Here is a 14,785-nt window from a genome sequence, read left to right on the forward strand (position 1 = left end):
GGTTGTCGGGCAAGTTCTGACTCCTTCTCACCCACGGCGGGACGGGCTCGGCGGGACACGGCGGGATCGCGTGCACAGAGTTGTCGAGTCTACTGTGGGTTCGTACCGGATGTTGTTTCCGCAGGTGGCGGCGGCGATATCAGGAGACGTGGGAATTGTCGCCGCGGATCGTGCGGCCCAGTGCGCCGTCGCGGCGATTCGGCGGCTTCGCCTCGTACATGGCCACATCCGCGTCGTGCAGCACCGCCTCCGGAGTGCGGGTGTCGCCGGGCTCCAGCGTGGTCACCCCGATGGAGGCATTGACCGCGATCCGGTGCCCGCGGGCGACGATCGGCTCGGCCATGGCCGCTCGCAACCGCTGAACCAGCGGTTCGAGCTCCTCGTCGCCGGGTCGCCCGGCCAGCAGCACCAGGAATTCGTCGCCGCCGAGCCGGCCCACCAGATCGTCGGCGCGTAGTGCGCGCTGGAGACGATGGGCCACGATGCGCAGTACGGTGTCGCCGATGGCGTGTCCCATGGTGTCGTTGATCGATTTGAAGCCGTCGAGATCGATGAACATCACGGTGGACACCTGTTGCGCACCGCTGGCCGCGAGCGCCCCCGACAACTGGGACAGGATCAGCGACCGGTTGGCCAGGCCGGTGAGCGGATCATGGGTGGCCTGGTATTCGAGCTGGCGGCGGCTGGCCAGGTATTCGGTGATATCGGCGAACGAACACACCGCGGCGGTGCCCTGCTCGTCGGGATTGAGCAATCGGCTCGATACCGCCAGCCAGCGTCGTTGGCCGTCCGGGCGCACGATGGCGAAAACGTAGGCGGTGACGGTTTCCCCGGTGGCCAGCGTCCGGGCCACCGGATGCCGTTCCCGGGGTAGCGAGCGGCCGTTCGCGTCCAGCAGCTCCAGCGGCAGTTCGGCGATGTTGGAACCCACCAGCGGGGTCCGGTCGTCGATACCGAAGATCCGGCGGGCAGCGGGGTTGGCCGAGGCGATGGTGCCGTCCCGGTAGAAGACCGCCACGCCTTCCTCCAGCTGGGAGACCACCGTGGTGAAGTGCTGTTCGGCCCGGCGCTGGGCGCGTTCGGCCGCTTTCTGGGCGGTGAGATCGTGGATCACCACCTGATAGGCGAGGCGGTCGTGCCAGGCGGTGAGTACCGAGACCGTCTCCACCGGGACTTCACGGCCGTCCAGGGCCAGCAGCACCATCTCGGTGGCCTCGGAAGCGATACCGGTCGCGGTCAAGCCGGCGATGCGTTCGTACATCGGCTGCCGGAAATCCGGATGGACGAACCGGGCGATGTGCTGGCCCAGTACCTCGGCGAGATTCTTGGCACCCATGATCCGCAGGGCCGCGGGATTGGCGTAGACGACGATGCCGCGTTCGTGGACACAGATGCCGTCGGGGGAGTGTTCGACCAGGGAGCGGTACCGATGCGCGAGTTGCTCGGCGGCGGTCGCCCTGCGCTCTCCCATACCAACCCCCATCGTCGGCGGACCCGGACATTCAAACACGGCTCTTCTCCGGTATCCACGCGCATAAAATCCGACATGGCGGACGTGATATCTCGATGGATCACGCCACAACGTGTTCCCGTCGGTACCGAGGGCGGGAACCGGCGAGGGAGATTGTCATGGCGGGGACCGGACGCAGCATCGATCTTATGTCGATTACCGGGATCGGCGCGGTCACCGGGTACGGATGGGGGCGGGAAACATTCTGGGAAGGGATAACGAGCGGACGGTCCGCCGCCCGGTTCGAACCCGGATACGGACTGGATCCGGTGAACCGTGGCTGGGCGGCGCTGGTTCCCACCGGTGGTGACCCCGCGTTCGGCACCCGATACGGCCGCGCGGTGTTCGCGGCAGCGGACGAGGCGATTCGTGATGCCCGGGGCCGCGGCTGGGAGCCGGGCCCGCGGGTGGGGCTGCTGCATGCGGCCGTCCTGGGTGACGTCCGGCACTGGGGCGATTTCTCCGGGTCCGCCGGAGCGGAGTTCCGCGGCCGTGACTTCCTGCGGTTGCTACCGTCCACGCCGGCCTCGGTGGTGACCCAGGCGTTCGGTTTCACCGGGCCGGTGATGGGAGTGTCGGCGGCGTGCAGTTCGGCCAACGTCGCGATGCTGCAGGCGAAGCTGTGGTTCGCCGCCGGTCTGGTGGACGACGTGCTGTGCGTGGCTTCGGATCTGTCGGCCACCCCGGAGCTGGTCCGGCAGTTCACCAAGCTCGGCGCCGCGGTGGTCGATGTCGAACCGCTGCAGGGATGCCGGCCTTTCCAGGAGGGCAGCCGGGGGTTCGGGGTGGGAGAGGCGGCGGTGGGTTTCGTGCTCACTCGCGGACCCGGTCGAGCGTATGCCTCGATTCTCGGCGGCGCGACGAACAGTGAAGCCCATCACGTGGTCTCGGTGGAACCGAGCCACGACCGGATCGTGGCCTGCGCGCGGGCTGCCCTGGCCGATGCCGGGGTCGACGCGTCGGAGATCGACTACTTCAATGCGCACGGTACGGGCACCGCCCAGTGCGACCGCGCCGAACGCGACGTGCTCACCCGGGTCTTCGCCGACCGCCCCGCGGTGTACTCGATCAAGCCGCTGGCCGGGCACTGTCAGTCCGCGTCCGGGGCGGTGGAGCTGGCGGCCGCGGCGCTGGGGTACGAGCGGGGGATCATCGCGGCGCCACCCGCGGTGGCGCCCGCACATCCCCGGCTGCTGAACGGACCGTCTCCGGCCGGGCCGGGGCCGACCGCCAAGTTGTCCCTCGGTATGGGCGGCAACAACTCGATGGTGATCATGGGCCCGGCGGCTTCCTGACGATGCCGCGGCCGGGCTGCCGGTCGCGGGCGGGAGTGGCCGGTACCACGCCCCGCGAGCAGGCCCGGTTGGCCTACCCTGTAATGGTGAGCCGTTCCGGCCGCCCCCGTCGCCGGTTGTCGGCTTCGCCCCGAAATTCTGCCGGGTCGCCCCCGTGTACCGGGAGGCGCGGCGGTCGGATCACGCCCCTGCGGACCGCCCGGGACCGGCCGTTCGGCGAAACTTGTCGGTGGTCGGTCCTACCATCACCGGGGGCCCGCCCTGCGGCCCGGGGCGCGAATGCCGACCGGGCGGTTCGGGCCGTTCGCCGCGCCGGCGCGGACACGGTGTGAACTCACCCGGAGCGACGGCCGCGGCGGCACTGTCGACGATGAACGATGACGAGAAGGGACCGACCTGGTGGCGGAACGCCTGACTGTGCGCGGAGCTCGGGAGCACAACCTCAAGGGGGTCGATCTCGATCTGCCCCGCGACAGTCTCATCGTCTTCACCGGTTTGTCCGGGTCGGGTAAATCCAGTCTGGCGTTCGACACGATCTTCGCGGAGGGCCAGCGCCGCTACGTGGAATCGCTGTCCGCGTACGCCCGGCAGTTCCTCGGCCAGATGGACAAACCGGATGTGGATTTCATCGAGGGGCTCTCACCCGCCGTCTCGATCGACCAGAAATCGACCAACCGCAACCCCCGGTCCACGGTCGGCACCATCACCGAGGTCCACGACTATCTGCGCCTGCTGTATGCCCGCGCCGGAACCCCGCACTGCCCGGTGTGCTCGGAGCTGATCGCCAAGCAGACGCCGCAGCAGATCGTCGACCAGGTTCTCGCCATGGAGCCGGGCGTCCGGTTCCAGGTGCTGGCGCCGGTGGTGCGCACTCGCAAAGGTGAATTCGTCGACCTCTTCGATCAACTGCACGCCCAGGGTTATGCCCGGGTCCGGGTGGACGGTGTGGTGTATCCGCTCACCGATCCGCCGAAACTGAAGAAGCAGGAGAAACACGATGTCGAGGTGGTGGTGGACCGCCTCGCGGTGAAACCGACCGCCAAACAGCGCCTCACCGATTCCATCGAAACCGCGCTGCGCCTGGCCGACGGCATCGTGGTGCTCGATTTCGTGGACCGCGACGAGCACGCGCACGATCGGGAGCGGCGCTTTTCCGAAAAACTGGCCTGCCCCAACGGTCACCCTCTCGATATCGAGGATCTGGAGCCGCGGTCGTTCTCCTTCAACTCCCCCTACGGCGCCTGCCCCGACTGCACGGGCCTGGGTATCCGCAAAGAGGTGGACCCCGAGCTGGTGGTTCCCGATCCGGAACTCAGCCTGGCCGACGGAGCGATCGCACCGTGGTCGCGTGGGCAGAGCGCCGAGTACTTCCAACGACTGCTGTCCGGGTTGGCGGCGGCGCAGGGCTTCGATCTGGACACCCCCTGGCGTGAACTGTCGCCGCGGGCGCGTAAGGCGGTCCTCGAGGGCAGTTCGGATCAGGTACACATCGTCTACACCAACCGCTACGGCCGGAAGCGTTCCTACTACGCCGATTTCGAAGGTGTCATGCCGTTCCTGCAGCGGCGGCTGGACTCCACCGACTCCGAGCAGATGAAGGAGCACTACGAGGGCTATATGCGCGATGTGCCGTGTCCGGTCTGCAACGGGGCGCGGTTGCGGCCGGAGATCCTGGCGGTCACCCTCACGGCGGATTCGGAGCGGAAATCCATCGCCGAGGTCAGCGAACTGTCCATCCGCGACTGCTCGCGGTTCCTCAACGCGCTGACCCTGGGCGGCCGGCAGGCGGCCATCGCCGGGCAGGTGCTCAAGGAAGTGCAGGCCCGGCTCGGCTTCCTGCTCGACGTGGGTCTGGACTATCTGACCCTGTCCCGGGCCGCGGCCACCCTCTCCGGTGGGGAAGCGCAGCGGATCCGGTTGGCGACCCAGATCGGCTCGGGTCTGGTCGGGGTGCTCTACGTCCTGGACGAACCGTCCATCGGTCTGCATCAGCGCGACAACCGGCGGCTCATCGAAACGCTCACCCGGTTGAAGAACCTCGGCAACACCCTGATCGTGGTCGAACACGACGAAGACACCATCCGCGCCTCGGACTGGGTGGTCGATATCGGCCCGTTCGCGGGCGAACACGGTGGCCGGGTGGTCCACAGCGGTACCTACGAGGATCTGCTCACCGACGAGAATTCACTGACCGGCGCCTATCTGTCCGGCCGGGAGCGCATCGAGATGCCGTTGCTGCGGCGCCCGGTGAACAAGAAGCGGCGGGTCACCGTGGTGGGTGCGACGGAGAACAATCTCCGCGGTATCGATGTGGCCTTCCCGCTCGGTGTGCTCACCGCCGTCACCGGCGTGTCCGGTTCCGGTAAGTCCACCCTGGTCAACGACATCCTGGCCACCGTCATGGCGAACAAGCTCAACGGCGCCCGGCAGGTCCCCGGCCGGCACACCCGCGTCAACGGCCTCGATCAACTCGACAAGCTCGTGCGGGTGGATCAGTCACCGATCGGGCGGACGCCGCGATCCAACCCGGCCACCTACACCGGTGTGTTCGACAAGATCCGCAGCCTGTTCGCCTCCACCACCGAGGCCAAGGTGCGCGGGTACCAGCCGGGCCGGTTCTCCTTCAATGTGAAGGGCGGCCGCTGCGAGGCGTGCTCCGGTGACGGCACACTCAAGATCGAGATGAACTTCCTGCCCGATGTCTACGTCCCGTGCGAGGTCTGCCACGGTGCCCGCTACAACCGGGAAACCCTCGAGGTGCACTACAAGGGCAAGACCATCGCCGAGGTACTCGATATGCCGATCGAGGAGGCCGCCGAATTCTTCGAACCGGTGACCTCCATCCACCGCTATCTGTCGACCCTGGTCGATGTGGGGCTGGGCTATGTGCGGCTGGGGCAGAGTGCCACGACCCTGTCCGGTGGTGAGGCACAGCGCGTGAAGCTGTCCGCCGAACTGCAGAAGCGCTCCAACGGGCGGACGGTCTACATTCTCGACGAGCCCACCACCGGGCTGCACTTCGAGGACATCCGCAAACTGCTCGCGGTGATCAACGGCCTGGTGGACAAGGGCAATACGGTGATCGTCATCGAACACAACCTGGATGTGATCAAAACCGCGGACTGGGTCATCGATATGGGCCCCGAGGGCGGTTCCGGGGGCGGCACGGTGGTCGGCGACGGGACCCCCGAGGACATCGCCGCGAATCCGGACAGCTACACCGGCCAGTTCCTGAAGGAAATCCTCGCCGGCCCGGCTCCGGCGGCGACGGGCAAGGGCGCGGCGCGGAAGGCGGTCCCGGCGAAGAAGGCGGCTCCGGCGAAGAAGACCGCGGCACCGGCGAAGAAGAAGGCGGCCGCGACCGAGGAACCGGCCCCGAAGGTTCCGGATGCGCAGAAAGCGAAACGTCTGGCTCGCAAGGCTGCCGCCTTGCGTTGACGCTCGCCCCGGCCCGCCCGACTACCGTCGGGCGGGCCCGGACCAGCGGGTCAGCGCGACTCGCAGTGCTGCGGGGATATTGCCCGGTGGACGAAATGTGGGCAGGGGGTGTCGATTCTCGCGACCGTCAGTAGACCGGGCCGGTGTACTTCTCGCCCGGCCCGGTGCCCGGGGCGTCGGGCACAGCGGAACTCTCTCGGAATGCCTTCTGCAGCGATTGCAGTCCCTCGCGCAGCGGTCCGGCATGCGGGCCCAGGTATTCCACCGAGGCGGTGATCAGCCCTGCCAGCGCGGTGATCACCCGCCGCGCCTCGTCCATATCGCGGCGCGGGCTGTTGTCCGGGTCCTCGTCACTCAGCCCGAGCTTCTCCGCCGCCGAGCTCATCAGCATCACGGCGGCGCGGCTGATCACCTCCACCGCGGGGATATCGGCCAGTTCACGCACATCGCCTTCGGGCTGTTCGGTCATGCGTTCCAGGCTAGAGAACCGGCGCGCGGGCTCAGCGCGCCGGTCCGGCGGCGCGCAGCATCCGCAGCTGGCCGATCTCGGTCACGTTCTTCATCAGTTCGGCGGTGACCCAGGCGGCCAGGTGCGCGACCGTGAGCCCGGCCTCGGCCGGCCAGGGATAGGACGTGGCGGTGTCCAGCTCGGTTGTACCGGCCCGGTCGAGGATCGCGAGCCATCGCGTGCGCAGCGTCTGCAGCCGGTCCAGCGCCGCGGTGATATCGCCCGGCCAGGGGATCTCGGTGTGTCCGGGCACCGGCCCGCCCTCGGCATGGGCGATGGCCGAACTCCACCACCAGTCGATATGCCAGGTGAGCCAGCCGATGGTCGGCACCGGAACCGGGTCGGGTTCGGCTTCCGCGAAATCGGGACGCCACCGACCGTCTGCGCCGCGGTGCACCGTCCAGCTCACCGCGGCGGGTGTCCACTGCGTATCGTCGTCGGTCAGGGCCTCGAAATGCAGCTGGGCCAGCGACCAGACCAGGTCGAATTGCCAGCGCAGCAGGTCACGTCGGCTGCTCACGGGCGTCGAGCCTGGCACGGCGGCCGGGCGGGGGCAACCGGTTTACCGGCGGCGGGTCAGTGGCCGATTCGGAGATCCGGACACCAGCTGTTAGACTTTTCGGCGACGACCGCCCCGGTCCTGTCCGGGGCAGACAAGTGGAGCCCGACTCCCACCGTTGCCGGCGATGATCGCCTGGTCAAACGGTCCGGTCGCCCGCCCTGTACGGGCGGGTTTCACGATGCCGCTTCGGCGAAATCGTGGGCGCAGGCCGACAGCCTGCGCGGACCGGTCGACATCGGGCCTCGTAGCGGCGAAATACCGCGACGGGGCCTTCGTGTTGAACAAGGGGTTCATTGCGAGCGGTCGTCGGACGACACCGCTAGACCTAGGAGGCCCCATCAGCACTGAGACCCGCATCAACGATCGCATCCGTGTTCCCGAGGTCCGGCTCATCGGACCCGGCGGTGAACAGGTTGGGATCGTGCGTGTTGAAGATGCATTACGCGTCGCCCTGGAAGCAGACCTCGACCTCGTAGAGGTCGCGCCGGACGCACGTCCGCCGGTCTGCAAGATCATGGACTACGGCAAGTTCAAGTACGAGACCGCGCAGAAAGCGCGCGAGTCCCGGAAGAACCAGGTCCAGACCGTGATCAAGGAACAGAAGCTGCGACCCAAGATCGACGATCACGACTACGAGACCAAGAAGCGCAACGTGGTGCGCTTCCTGGAGGCGGGGTCGAAGGTCAAGGTCACCATCATGTTCCGTGGGCGCGAACAGTCCCGGCCCGAACTCGGGTTCCGGCTGCTCCAGCGGCTGGCCTCCGACGTGGCGGAATTGGGTTTCGTCGAGACCTCGGCCAAGCAGGACGGCCGCAACATGACGATGGTCCTCGCCCCGCACAAGGGTGCGAAGACGCGGGCCAAGGCCGCGGAGGATTCGGTCCGGTCGCAGCCCGGCGGCGCGGCTCCGAGTGCCGGTCGGCCGGTCGCGCAATAAGAACGGCGTAGGCCGCGAACACTGCGGCGCCCCGCCGCACATATCGCGGCGCACGCCGCAGCGTCATTGCTTCGAGTCCGCAATAACGCTGATCAGTACACCTGGTCCGCCCCTGCGCGGGCACGACACAGATTGAGGTTCCCATGCCGAAGATGAAGAGCCACAGCGGCGCTTCGAAGCGTTTCAAGGTGACCGGTAAGGGCAAGCTGCGCCGTCAGCAGGCCAACCGCCGCCACCTGCTCGAGCACAAGCCCACCCGCCGGACTCGTCGTCTGGACGGCACGGAGTCGGTCGCCGCGTCCGACGTCCGCCGTGTGAAGAAGCTGCTGGGTATCTGATCCCCTCACCGGGACCGATACCGTCCGGTACCGCATCTGCGACCGGACGCCGAAGAACCGACCCACTCGGGTGCGCTCGACCGGGCACCCCCAAGATCGATTAGGACTGACCAGTGGCACGCGTCAAGAGGGCCGTCAACGCTCAGAAGAAGCGCCGTTCCATCCTCGAGGCCTCGAAGGGCTACCGCGGGCAGCGCTCGCGCCTGTACCGCAAGGCCAAGGAACAGCAGCTGCACTCGCTCACCTACGCCTACCGGGACCGCCGGGCCCGTAAGGGTGATTTCCGCAAGCTGTGGATCGCCCGGATCAACGCCGCGGCCCGCGCCAACGACATCACCTACAACCGCTTCGTGCAGGGCCTGAAGGCCGCCGGAGTGGAGGTCGACCGCAAGAACCTCGCCGAGCTCGCGGTGTCCGATCCGCAGGCGTTCGCCGGTCTGGTCGCCGTCGCCAAAGCCGCGCTGCCCGAGGATGTCAACGCCCCGGCTGCCTGAGTCGTTTTCCGGGCCGGAGCTTCGTCCGGTTCGATGAGAAGGGCCCCCTCCCGCGGGAGGGGGCCTTTCGTCTTTCCGGGGTGGGTACTGCCCGGCCGTCGTGTGGTGGGCGGGCGGACGTCCCGGACGGTCACTCCGGTACGGCCCGGTCGCTCCTGTCCCGGTCGTCGCGCGGCGATTCGGCGTTCGCCAGGGCGCGTTCGAGCAGGTCCCCGACGCGCCGGATATCGGCGTCGGGGAGTCCGTCGAACAGGGTCGCCGCGACCCGGCCGAACGCGGGTACGAGCGCGGGAGTCGATCGCTGTCCGGAGTCGGTGAGTTCGAGGATCACGGCCCGGCGGTCGCCGGTATCGCGGTGGCGGCGCAGCAGGCCCTTCGACTCGAGTCTGTCGATCAGGCGGGTCGTTCCGGCGGTATCCGTGCCGAGTGCCACGGCAAGCCGCTTCGGACTGGTCTCGCCGTTGGCGAGGTTGATCAGCAGGGCTGCCTGCTGGGCGGTCACCTCATGGGTGGCGAGTTGCCGGTCGAGCAGTCTCGTCAGGGTGCGCGCGCAGTCGTGGAGCAGGGATGCGGTGCGCAGGGCGGCGGCGTTTTCCATCTCCGCAATATAGCTGTCCGGGCAGTAATTGTCATGACAGTTATTTGCCGGACGTTACGGCGTTCGAGAGCGGCCGCGCTTCGGGCGATGACCACCCGGCGGGCAGGCCTTGCGGCGGGAGGGGGTATCGGTTAATACTTAGCCGCATGGCTAAGTATTTGGAGTCGCTGGACAGCGTGTTCGCAGCGCTGTCGGATCCCTCCCGGCGGCGGGTTGTCCAGCGGCTCGGGGCCGGTCCGGCCAGTGTCGGCGAACTGGCACAGGACATGCCGATCACCCTGCCGTCGTTCATGAAGCACATTCGCGTACTGGAGGACAGTGGGCTGATCCGGACGGTCAAGACCGGCCGGGTGCGGCAGTGCGAGCTCGATCGCGCACGGTTCGCGCTGATCGACGGCTGGCTGGCCGAACAGCGGCGTGTCTGGGAAGACCGCACCGACCGACTCGAACAATTCCTCCTCGAAACTCTGGAGCCCACCGATGAACCCTGATCTCGACCTCGCCCTGCATCGGGTGATCCGTGCCCCGCGCGCCGCGGTGTGGAACGCCTGGACAGATCCCGGCAGCCTGGCCCGCTGGTGGCTGCCCGCGCCCGCACGCTGCCGGGTCGAACGACTGGAGACGCGCCCCGCCGGCGCCTTCGTGACCAGGATGAGCGCGGACGGCGGTGAATTCGTTCCGCATCTGGACGCCTGTTTTCTCGTGGTCGAGGAACGGGAACGCCTGGTCTTCACCACCGCGCTGGACAGCGGCTGGCGTCCGGCCGCGGGGGAGATCGTGATGACCGCGGAGATCGCCCTGCGGGATCATCCGGACGGTACCGACTATCGAGTGCTCGTCCGGCACGGTGATCCGGCTGCTCGGGCCCGGCACGAGGAACTCGGATTCGAATACGGGTGGGGGACGGTCACCGATCAGCTCGCCGCCCTCGTCGAGAGCGAGATCCGGGCCGAGAGCCCGAGCTGACCGGCTTCGTCACCCATGGGGTCGCCGGCGGCGGCCCGCTCCCGCTCCGATGCGAGGTGACCACGCCACGGACCGGGACCGACAGTGTCCCGCAGTTCCGGTGAACCGGGCCGGTCGCGCACCTGATGCGGGATACTTCCGGATTCCTGGGGTGGACGGGCCGGGCGCGTTGATACGGTGATGGCCCGTCCACTGCGCCGAGGAGCAGTCATGAACCGTTCTGTGCTGAATATCGTTGCCGCGGCTGCGGTCTCCCTCGCGATCGGGCTGCAGCCGGCGGTGGCCGCGGCGGAGATCCCGGTGGTCCCCGCGACGCCCGGCGAACGGATCGAGCCGACGACGGCACCGTTCGATCCGATCTGCCCGCTCTGCTTCGTACGCGAGTTCCTGGAGACTTTCTCCTAGTTCATGTTCCGGGCGACCGGCTTTCGATATCGAACTCGGTGGCCCAGTCCTGTGCCCACGTCGCGAGCGGGCGGAGATGGCCGAGCAGCCGGGTCCCCGGTTCGGTGAGCGTATAGCCGGATCGGGCGCGGCCGACCAGGTGGGTTTCGGTGAGCTCGTGGAGCCGACGGGACAGCAGGCTGGAGGACAGATCGTCGCATCGCGCCCGCAGTTCGCGGAAGGTCAGGGGGTCCGCGGCCTGGTACAGCTCCCACAGAATGCGCAGTGCCCAGCGGCGGCCGACGAGGTCGAGCAGAACCATGACCGGCCGGCCGGTGGACGAGCCACGGACAGGCTTGCCCGGCCGGGGAGCCGAGGGCACCGGAGCCGCCGTCACTCGGGCCGCACCGGCAGCGGTGAAGTCTCGAGCAGACGGCGCATAGTGCCCATCGCGGTGCGCAACACGGAATACGGCCGCAGGAACAGTGTGATGTGAACGAGCCTGCCGGTCGAATCGCTTTCCTCGTGGAGAACGCCGTGGAGTTCGGTGCCGCCGACCTGCGCGACGAAGCGATGGAACGCGTCGTCTGCGCCGGATAGCGCCCGGATCGGCCGGGGCTCTTCGATCACCGCGGCGATCAGTCCGAGTATGTGCAGCGCCGCGTCCCGGCCACGGTAATCCGCGACCGGGCTGGAGAACACCACATCGTCGGAGACCGTCGCCGCCAAAGCGCCGGTGTCGCCCGATCGCCATGCGGTGAGAACCGGGGAATGAACCATGCCTCTAAAATAGAGGCGATCGGCCGGGTTGTCACCGGTTCGCCGCCTTTTCACCCGGCTTCACCCGGCGCCGGCGATTCAGTCGTCCGGGCGGTGCGCTGCGCGAACGTGCCCGATTCCTGGGGATACAGCGGTCTCCGGACCGGAAGGCCGTTCATCGGGCTCGGCTACGGATGTGCCGCGCCGGTTTCGGTGATCGGATCGATACAGACAACGCGGCGTAGCGGGCAGCTGCCGATCGATCCGATCGATTCGCCGGTGGCCGACCGCTGAGGGCGAGCGTCCACTCGCAGATCACCACGGCGAGGGCGCACGGCATCGGTGACCTCCGTCACCTCCGGGCACCGAACGAAGCGAACAGGAGAGGAACCGAACCGATGTCGGCGGACTACGAAAACCTCATCTCCCTCGACGAAGAGGACCAGCTCGGACGTCGTCGAGTGAGAGTCGGGATCGCGTGGCTTTTCCGCGAGGCGAACGAACGCGTGGTGACATCGTTGGACGGCGCGGGCCGCGGACTCGCACGCCGTTACCGCTCCGTTCGATCCACTATCGGGGAAGGTAGCCATCGACAGGTCGATGCCGATGCCACGGCCACCGCGGGGATCACGGCACGGACGCCGGGTGCCGACCCGCTCGCGCGCGCATCGACGGCGGGATACCGGCCCGGTCCGGCCGAGACGGCGGTGCAGAGCCGTCGCCTCGGCGAGAAGATCCGGGACTGGCTTCCCGACGGTGACCATCCGACCAATCAGGTCCACCTCATGCGGGCCGATGACGGCTTGTTGTACATCTACCGGCCGATCTCCGGAGAGAAACTCGGCCGGCGCTGGGGAATCCCGCCCGTACCCGGCGAGGCCGCCAAACGGGAAGTGGCCGCCTTCCGGCTGAACGAATTGCTCGGATTCCGTCTGGTGCCGCCGGCGGCTCTCGTCGACGGACCACACGGGCCGGGATCGCTGCAACGGTTCGTTCCGGACACCTCCGATGCCATGAAACCCACGGATTATCCTCTGGTGCAGCAACACCAGATGGCCGTTCTCGACTATGTGCTGGGCAACTCCGATCGCGGCTTCACGAATTTCCGGACCACTCGGGGCGGTGATCTCGTCGCGTTCGACCATGAGATGACGCTGCCCGAATCGCCGGCACCGTTGTTCGGCGATCTGCAGGCGAGTATGTACTCACATTTCCTGCACAGTCCCGACGCGGAGCGGGTGCCACTGCACGAGGATGTGATGCGCGCTGTCGGCTCGGTCGATCCCGATCGGATACGCGCGGCTTTCGCCGACCTCGGACTCGGCGATGACGCTGTCGAGGGGGCGCTCACCCGGTTGGAGCGCGTGCGGTCGGACGGAATGGTTCCCACCACACCGTATGTCCACCGGGTACCGAGAATTGTGGGAATAACCCCTGTCGTGGAATGACCGCGGCCCGACTTGCTCCGCGGAGTGGGGCCGGGCGACCTCTACGATCTTCTGGTGCGTGACCGACAAGAACCGATGGACTGGCGCAATGCGCGGGTGGTTTCCGCGGCGAAACTGCACCGGAGTGCGGGACGGCGGAAGGCGGGCCGGTTTCTGGCCGAGGGTGCCAACTCCGTCGGTGCCGCACTGGAGGTCGGGCGGGTGCGCGAGCTGTTCTATTCCCTCGAAGGCGCGACCCGGGAGCATGCGCTGATCGCCGGCGCCGAAGCCGCGGGCGTGCGTACGACACTGGTGACCGACCGGGCCGCGCAGACGCTGGGGGAGACCGTCACCCCGCCCGGGTTGGTGGCGGTCTGCGATCTGGTGGATGTGCCGCTGGACAGTATCGTTCCGGCCTCGGATTCCGGAGTGGAGCTCCCGCGCATGCTGGCGGTACCGGTCGCTATGGCCGACCCCGGGAACGCGGGCACGCTCATCCGGGTGGTCGACGCGGTCGGCGCGGACGCGGTGGTGCTGGCCGGTGACAGTGTGGACCCGCACAACGGCAAATGTGTGCGGTCCTGTGCGGGCAGCCTCTTCCACGTACCGATCGTCCGGGAGCGCGATACCGCCGCCGTGCTGGACCGCATCGAATCCGCCGGGATCACCACGATGGCGACCGCGGCCGACGGTGAGATAGATCTCGACGACGCCGACGCGCTGTTCGCGCGGCCGGTCGCCTGGCTCTTCGGCAACGAGGCGCACGGTCTGGACCCGGTGGTGGCCCGGCGGGCGCATCATCGTGTCCGGATCCCGATCCGGGGTCGTGCGGAGAGTCTCAACCTGGCGACGGCGGCCGCGATCTGTCTCTACGCGAATTCGCGGATCCGGTTCCGCGGCGCCTGATCGCGACAGGGCGGCTGTCGCCCGGCCGGCCACGGTGCGGGCGCGGTCAGTCGCCGTATTCGGCGAGGTCGTCCAGCAATTCGGTCGCCCATTCGGCGGGGATCGCATCGGGGCCGGTGACCTGTAGTGCCGCCATCACGGTGAGCAGCATCCCGGAGGCGAGGAATTGCCGCTTCTGGCTGACCGGGGCGCCGGTCAGCTCGCCGATGAGGCGGTAGATCCGGCCGTACCGTTCCCGCACGACCGGTCCTATATCCGGATCGGCGGCCGCCGCGAAGGCATGCAGCAGAACCTGCAGGAGTTCGCGTTCGGCGAGGAACCGATCGTAGGCGTGGGACATCGCTTCCAGCGGCCCGCCCGGCCCGGCGTCGGCGGCGGCCTCGGTGAACACGGTCTCTATCCGATCGCAGACCTGGGCGACCGCTGCCAGGAAGAGGCGCTGTTTGGAGCCGAAGAGGCGGATGACGTACGGCTGGGAGACACCGGCCCGGCGGGCTATCTCGTCGGTGCGGGTGGCCGCGTAGCCGGTTTCCGCGAAGGCGGAGATCGCCGCGGTCAGTACCTGCGCTCCGCGTTCGCCGGCGGTCATCCTGGTCCTGGTCGATTCCGGCATGGTCCTCCTTTGGGCCGTCTGACCCTTGACATGTTATCAGTCGATGCATA

Annotated in this window: 17 protein-coding genes; 10 read left to right on the top strand and 7 right to left on the bottom strand. The window is 68.0% G+C overall.

Features of this window, described 5'->3' with window-relative positions; translation table 11 throughout:
* Positions 1 to 139: 139 nt before the first annotated feature.
* Complete coding sequence (locus ACWCPQ_RS19895) at positions 140 to 1,471, bottom strand: diguanylate cyclase domain-containing protein (protein WP_449900823.1); 1,332 nt, start codon at positions 1,469 to 1,471, stop codon at positions 140 to 142.
* A 188-nt stretch (positions 1,472 to 1,659) separates the two neighbouring features.
* On the opposite strand from ACWCPQ_RS19895, the gene ACWCPQ_RS19900 reads away from it, so the two are divergent.
* Positions 1,660 to 2,805 (top strand): beta-ketoacyl synthase N-terminal-like domain-containing protein, encoded by a 1,146-nt coding sequence (locus ACWCPQ_RS19900; protein ID WP_449900825.1) that lies wholly within the window; start codon positions 1,660 to 1,662, stop codon positions 2,803 to 2,805.
* A 399-nt stretch (positions 2,806 to 3,204) separates the two neighbouring features.
* Positions 3,205 to 6,243, top strand: coding sequence for an excinuclease ABC subunit UvrA (gene uvrA / locus ACWCPQ_RS19905; protein ID WP_449900828.1), 3,039 nt, complete (start codon positions 3,205 to 3,207; stop codon positions 6,241 to 6,243).
* Positions 6,244 to 6,370: 127 nt separating this feature from the next.
* On the opposite strand, the gene ACWCPQ_RS19910 is transcribed toward uvrA, so the two are convergent.
* A complete protein-coding gene (locus ACWCPQ_RS19910) occupies positions 6,371 to 6,712 on the bottom strand; it encodes a DUF1844 domain-containing protein (protein ID WP_449900831.1) in 342 nt (113 codons plus the stop codon).
* Between the two features lie 31 nt (positions 6,713 to 6,743).
* Positions 6,744 to 7,271, bottom strand: a complete 528-nt coding sequence (locus ACWCPQ_RS19915) for a DinB family protein (protein ID WP_449900834.1) — start codon at positions 7,269 to 7,271, stop codon at positions 6,744 to 6,746.
* A gap of 334 nt (positions 7,272 to 7,605) precedes the next feature.
* Between ACWCPQ_RS19915 and infC the strand changes: the two genes are divergently transcribed.
* The 3 genes from infC to rplT all read left to right on the top strand — a co-directional run bounded on the left by infC (position 7,606) and on the right by rplT (position 9,082).
* On the top strand, positions 7,606 to 8,250 hold the full coding sequence (gene infC / locus ACWCPQ_RS19920; protein ID WP_449900979.1) for a translation initiation factor IF-3: 645 nt from the start codon (positions 7,606 to 7,608) through the stop codon (positions 8,248 to 8,250).
* A gap of 143 nt (positions 8,251 to 8,393) precedes the next feature.
* Positions 8,394 to 8,588 (top strand): 50S ribosomal protein L35, encoded by a 195-nt coding sequence (gene rpmI, locus ACWCPQ_RS19925; RefSeq protein WP_030523709.1) that lies wholly within the window; start codon positions 8,394 to 8,396, stop codon positions 8,586 to 8,588.
* Positions 8,589 to 8,701: 113 nt separating this feature from the next.
* Positions 8,702 to 9,082, top strand: coding sequence for a 50S ribosomal protein L20 (gene rplT / locus ACWCPQ_RS19930; protein WP_058856755.1), 381 nt, complete (start codon positions 8,702 to 8,704; stop codon positions 9,080 to 9,082).
* 130 nt (positions 9,083 to 9,212) lie between these two features.
* Here the strand turns inward: rplT and ACWCPQ_RS19935 are convergent, their stop codons facing one another.
* Positions 9,213 to 9,680, bottom strand: a complete 468-nt coding sequence (locus tag ACWCPQ_RS19935; RefSeq protein ID WP_449900837.1) for a MarR family winged helix-turn-helix transcriptional regulator — start codon at positions 9,678 to 9,680, stop codon at positions 9,213 to 9,215.
* A 146-nt stretch (positions 9,681 to 9,826) separates the two neighbouring features.
* Here ACWCPQ_RS19935 and ACWCPQ_RS19940 point away from each other — a divergent pair, with 146 nt between their 5' ends.
* The 3 genes from ACWCPQ_RS19940 (at position 9,827) to ACWCPQ_RS19950 (ending at position 11,051) form a co-directional block, all read left to right on the top strand.
* Complete coding sequence (locus ACWCPQ_RS19940; RefSeq protein WP_449900840.1) at positions 9,827 to 10,171, top strand: ArsR/SmtB family transcription factor; 345 nt, start codon at positions 9,827 to 9,829, stop codon at positions 10,169 to 10,171.
* Positions 10,161 to 10,646, top strand: a complete 486-nt coding sequence (locus ACWCPQ_RS19945) for an SRPBCC domain-containing protein (RefSeq protein ID WP_449900842.1) — start codon at positions 10,161 to 10,163, stop codon at positions 10,644 to 10,646. Before ACWCPQ_RS19940 ends, ACWCPQ_RS19945 begins: the two co-directional genes overlap by 11 nt.
* A gap of 210 nt (positions 10,647 to 10,856) precedes the next feature.
* Positions 10,857 to 11,051 (top strand): hypothetical protein, encoded by a 195-nt coding sequence (locus tag ACWCPQ_RS19950; protein ID WP_449900844.1) that lies wholly within the window; start codon positions 10,857 to 10,859, stop codon positions 11,049 to 11,051.
* Between the two features lies 1 nt (position 11,052).
* Here ACWCPQ_RS19950 and ACWCPQ_RS19955 read toward each other — a convergent pair whose 3' ends face one another.
* Both ACWCPQ_RS19955 and ACWCPQ_RS19960 read right to left on the bottom strand, forming a co-directional pair.
* The gene (locus ACWCPQ_RS19955; RefSeq protein ID WP_449900847.1) at positions 11,053 to 11,427 is read right to left on the bottom strand and encodes a winged helix-turn-helix transcriptional regulator; all 375 of its coding nucleotides are present in this window, start codon (positions 11,425 to 11,427) and stop codon (positions 11,053 to 11,055) included.
* Positions 11,424 to 11,810, bottom strand: a complete 387-nt coding sequence (locus tag ACWCPQ_RS19960; protein WP_449900849.1) for a hypothetical protein — start codon at positions 11,808 to 11,810, stop codon at positions 11,424 to 11,426. Before ACWCPQ_RS19960 ends, ACWCPQ_RS19955 begins: the two co-directional genes overlap by 4 nt.
* 377 nt (positions 11,811 to 12,187) lie before the next feature.
* Between ACWCPQ_RS19960 and ACWCPQ_RS19965 the strand changes: the two genes are divergently transcribed.
* A complete protein-coding gene (locus tag ACWCPQ_RS19965; RefSeq protein ID WP_449900851.1) occupies positions 12,188 to 13,237 on the top strand; it encodes a hypothetical protein in 1,050 nt (349 codons plus the stop codon).
* Between the two features lie 75 nt (positions 13,238 to 13,312).
* On the top strand, positions 13,313 to 14,122 hold the full coding sequence (locus tag ACWCPQ_RS19970) for a TrmH family RNA methyltransferase (protein ID WP_449900981.1): 810 nt from the start codon (positions 13,313 to 13,315) through the stop codon (positions 14,120 to 14,122).
* A 46-nt stretch (positions 14,123 to 14,168) separates the two neighbouring features.
* Here ACWCPQ_RS19970 and ACWCPQ_RS19975 read toward each other — a convergent pair whose 3' ends face one another.
* On the bottom strand, positions 14,169 to 14,735 hold the full coding sequence (locus tag ACWCPQ_RS19975) for a TetR/AcrR family transcriptional regulator (RefSeq protein ID WP_449900853.1): 567 nt from the start codon (positions 14,733 to 14,735) through the stop codon (positions 14,169 to 14,171).
* Positions 14,736 to 14,785 lie beyond the last annotated feature (50 nt).

The organism is Nocardia sp. NPDC001965, assembly GCF_053594175.1.

What these genes read in the sequence shown, in the direction of transcription:
- ACWCPQ_RS19935 (WP_449900837.1), bottom strand. Translation starts at nt 9,680, where the DNA reads ATGGAAAACGCCGCCGCCCTGCGCACCGCATCCCTGCTCCACGACTGC.
- ACWCPQ_RS19945 (WP_449900842.1), top strand. Translation starts at nt 10,161, where the DNA reads ATGAACCCTGATCTCGACCTCGCCCTGCATCGGGTGATCCGTGCCCCG.
- rpmI (WP_030523709.1), top strand. Translation starts at nt 8,394, where the DNA reads ATGCCGAAGATGAAGAGCCACAGCGGCGCTTCGAAGCGTTTCAAGGTG.
- ACWCPQ_RS19910 (WP_449900831.1), bottom strand. Translation starts at nt 6,712, where the DNA reads ATGACCGAACAGCCCGAAGGCGATGTGCGTGAACTGGCCGATATCCCC.
- ACWCPQ_RS19965 (WP_449900851.1), top strand. Translation starts at nt 12,188, where the DNA reads ATGTCGGCGGACTACGAAAACCTCATCTCCCTCGACGAAGAGGACCAG.
- ACWCPQ_RS19900 (WP_449900825.1), top strand. Translation starts at nt 1,660, where the DNA reads ATGTCGATTACCGGGATCGGCGCGGTCACCGGGTACGGATGGGGGCGG.
- ACWCPQ_RS19975 (WP_449900853.1), bottom strand. Translation starts at nt 14,735, where the DNA reads ATGCCGGAATCGACCAGGACCAGGATGACCGCCGGCGAACGCGGAGCG.
- ACWCPQ_RS19895 (WP_449900823.1), bottom strand. Translation starts at nt 1,471, where the DNA reads ATGGGAGAGCGCAGGGCGACCGCCGCCGAGCAACTCGCGCATCGGTAC.
- ACWCPQ_RS19950 (WP_449900844.1), top strand. Translation starts at nt 10,857, where the DNA reads ATGAACCGTTCTGTGCTGAATATCGTTGCCGCGGCTGCGGTCTCCCTC.
- ACWCPQ_RS19960 (WP_449900849.1), bottom strand. Translation starts at nt 11,810, where the DNA reads ATGGTTCATTCCCCGGTTCTCACCGCATGGCGATCGGGCGACACCGGC.
- ACWCPQ_RS19940 (WP_449900840.1), top strand. Translation starts at nt 9,827, where the DNA reads ATGGCTAAGTATTTGGAGTCGCTGGACAGCGTGTTCGCAGCGCTGTCG.
- ACWCPQ_RS19970 (WP_449900981.1), top strand. Translation starts at nt 13,313, where the DNA reads ATGGACTGGCGCAATGCGCGGGTGGTTTCCGCGGCGAAACTGCACCGG.